The 2,862-nt window shown below is 43.9% G+C and carries 3 protein-coding genes and 1 pseudogene; all 4 read left to right on the forward strand.

Features of this window, described 5'->3' with window-relative positions; genetic code table 11:
* Positions 1 to 186, forward strand: a 186-nt coding sequence (locus IEW48_RS17295) for a hypothetical protein (RefSeq protein ID WP_229704102.1), incomplete at its 5' end; no start/stop codon positions are given.
* 133 nt (positions 187 to 319) lie between these two features.
* Positions 320 to 1,213: pseudogene (locus IEW48_RS16310) on the forward strand (IS4 family transposase); the annotation flags it as partial.
* Between the two features lie 196 nt (positions 1,214 to 1,409).
* Positions 1,410 to 1,799, forward strand: a complete 390-nt coding sequence (locus tag IEW48_RS16315) for a GntR family transcriptional regulator (protein ID WP_188624680.1) — start codon at positions 1,410 to 1,412, stop codon at positions 1,797 to 1,799.
* On the forward strand, positions 1,799 to 2,701 hold the full coding sequence (locus tag IEW48_RS16320; protein ID WP_188624679.1) for an ATP-binding cassette domain-containing protein: 903 nt from the start codon (positions 1,799 to 1,801) through the stop codon (positions 2,699 to 2,701). Before IEW48_RS16315 ends, IEW48_RS16320 begins: the two co-directional genes overlap by 1 nt.
* The last annotated feature ends 161 nt before the right edge of the window (positions 2,702 to 2,862 follow it).

The following is a 2,862-nucleotide window of genomic DNA, read 5'->3' on the forward strand; positions in this document are numbered from 1 at the left end:
GAATTCATGCGGCATGATCAGCTGATCCTGGTTATGGCGATACACAGTAATACCTCCAAGTGCAAGGTTTTTGTGGTGTTTTTTGAAAAACCCTTGCACTTAATTTCGCCAAAAATAGGTCTTTTCCTTTCAATATCAACATTTTTGTGTTTTTCAGCAAACCCTAATTATTCATCTTCTCACTAGTGTTGCATTAATCTAATCCCATCATTAGGAATACACAAAATATTCAGAGTTATATTGTCCGGAGGACAAAAAAATCCTTTACACTGGAGGTACAGGTGGTTCCTGTCCAAATCCAACGTAAAGGACACAAGTTATGGACAAGGATACACTATTTTCGTCATTTGGTAAATGGGTTTCAACAATTAATTTTCAACAATTTGAGGAACATGTTGAAGTGCCTGGTCATGACAAATACACCAAGAAACTAACAGCTAAAGCGTACCTCCTGCTATTTCTGCATGCTCAGTTGCATGAGAAAGAAAGTTTAAGAGCAGTCGCAGATGGCGTACTGGATGAAGACTTGCAGAAAATACTTGGCTTTGAATCCATCAGTGCTTCCCAGTTGTCCCGAAAAAACAACCAAGTCGATCCTTCACTCCTGGCCAAGATATTTCTCGATCTTGTCCAGCAAATCCGATGTCACATGCAACAGAGCCAACCGTGTCGAATGCCACTGAAAATCATTGATTCAACGACGCTCTCTCTATCTTTGACGAACTACAAATGGGCCACTTTTCGGAGAACAAAATCTGGTGTCAAGTTACATTTGCGTCTCGTTTTTATGGATAAAGGGAATGTTTATCCAGAGAAGGCTGTGATGACACCGGCAAATGAACATGACCGTAGTCAACTTGAGGTCCTGGTTGATGAAAAGGAAGCCATGTATGTGTTCGACCGTGGCTACGTGGATTACGAGACATTTGATCGATTTTTTGATGAAGGGATCTTTTTTGCTTCTCGCCTCAAGAAAAATGCGGTGACACGTACCATCGAAACCTTTGAGGTTCCAAAAGACAGTCCGATTCTGTCCGACTCCATGGTACTCTTAGGGACGCCGCAGAAACGGACAGAAAATGTGTTCCGTCTCATCGAGACGGTTGATTCTCAAGGAAATCTGATTCGCATCATAACCAACCGCTTTGATCTGGATGCTGAAGACATCGGTGACATTTACCGTTCACGTTGGGCCATTGAATTGTTCTTTAAAAGCCCTACTTTGGAAATTCACTTTTTAGCTCTTCGAGCTTAAATATTTTATTCAGAATAGTGCGAATAATATGATCTAAGGTTTTATGCAATGCTAGTGTCATCTTCTGAACTTTATATTGACAATACCTTTCCGATGAGATATAGTACATTACAACACTAATGCACTATATCGGAAAAGGAGGGTAGATGTGCCCTTGCCAATTAATCCAGATGGGACGAAACCAATCTATGTTCAGATAGCTGAATGGTTAGAAACGGAGATTTTGTCAGGCAATATTGCTGCTGATGAAAAAATTTACTCCCAATATCAACTGGCTGAGATGTTTAACATTAACCCAGCTACCGCAGCTAAAGGATTAAAATTGTTGGCTGAACAAAACATTCTCTACAAAAAACGGGGGTTAGGCATGTTTGTCTCTTCGCAAGCAAAAGAATTGATCCTCCACAGGCGCAAAAACGAAACCTTAATCCACCTGGTTGAGGAGCTCATCACTGAAGCCCAGCGTGTGGGTCTCAGTGTAACTGAATTGTTGTCTTTAGTCCAATCTTCATATCAACAACGCAAGGGGAAAGGGGAATCCTGATGCATGTCATTGAAACGGAAAAGCTGAGCAAAGTATATGGTTCTGCCACAGCGATTGACCAGCTTTCCTTGACCATTGGAGAAAACAAACTGATCGGTTTGATTGGGCGCAACGGGGCTGGCAAAACCACCCTGCTGAAACTGATCGCCGGCTATCTTTTGCCCTCGGCTGGCACGATCAAGGTCTTTGGAGAGCCACCTTTCAACAATCTGACAGTCTCTAGCAACATGATTCTGACCAATGACCGCCTGCCTGTTATACCCACGCTGACCATCGCCGAGATCATGGATAGTATGGCGCTGTTTTATCCCCACTGGGATCATGGACTGGCCAAACGCTTGTGTCAATATTTTGAATTGAATCCCAAATTCTACCCGAATACATTGTCCAAAGGTCAACAAAGCACCTTTTACACCATTATTGGCATCGCTGCCCGCTGCCCCTTAACGATGCTTGATGAACCAACCACAGGTATGGATAAAGCGGTACGTAAGGATATCTACCGGGTGCTGCTCAAGGATTATCTCAACCATCCCCGCACCATGATCATTTCCAGTCACTTGCTGAACGAGCTGGAAGAGATCTTGGAAGAGATTATCTTGCTCGATAAGGGACAAAAAAAAGTGCATTTGCCTGTGGAGGAATTAAGCCGGCTGGTGATCCGGCTGAGGGGTAAACAAGAGGCGCTGGCACCTGTGTTAGAGACAAAGCTGGTCATTGACCAGCAACCGCTGGGCCCTGACAGCCTCACTGTGGTCGTGAAGAATGAGTTGCCGGAGGATCTGCTACGCTCTCTTCGCCAGCAACAGGTGGAAATATTGTCTGTGCCCACAGACGAAACTTGCGTCTATCTGACTAAATCGAGACAAGGAGGCATTGATGATGTCTTTAACGACAACTAGCCTGGCCCACAATGTCAAGCAACTCTACCGCTACGTGTGAGTCAAGTATTTCCGGGCAGAGTTTTTTATCCCCATCATGGATGTAAGCGGATTCATTGTTTGAGGGTACTCTCTTGGTCATTTCTTATCCTGTTTTAAAAACCAACCAATCCCTTCAGCGC

Source organism: Caldalkalibacillus thermarum, assembly GCF_014644735.1.
Classification (GTDB): Bacteria; Bacillota; Bacilli; order Caldalkalibacillales; family Caldalkalibacillaceae; genus Caldalkalibacillus; species Caldalkalibacillus thermarum.

What these genes read in the sequence shown, in the direction of transcription:
- IEW48_RS16320 (WP_188624679.1), top strand. Translation starts at nt 1,799, where the DNA reads ATGCATGTCATTGAAACGGAAAAGCTGAGCAAAGTATATGGTTCTGCC.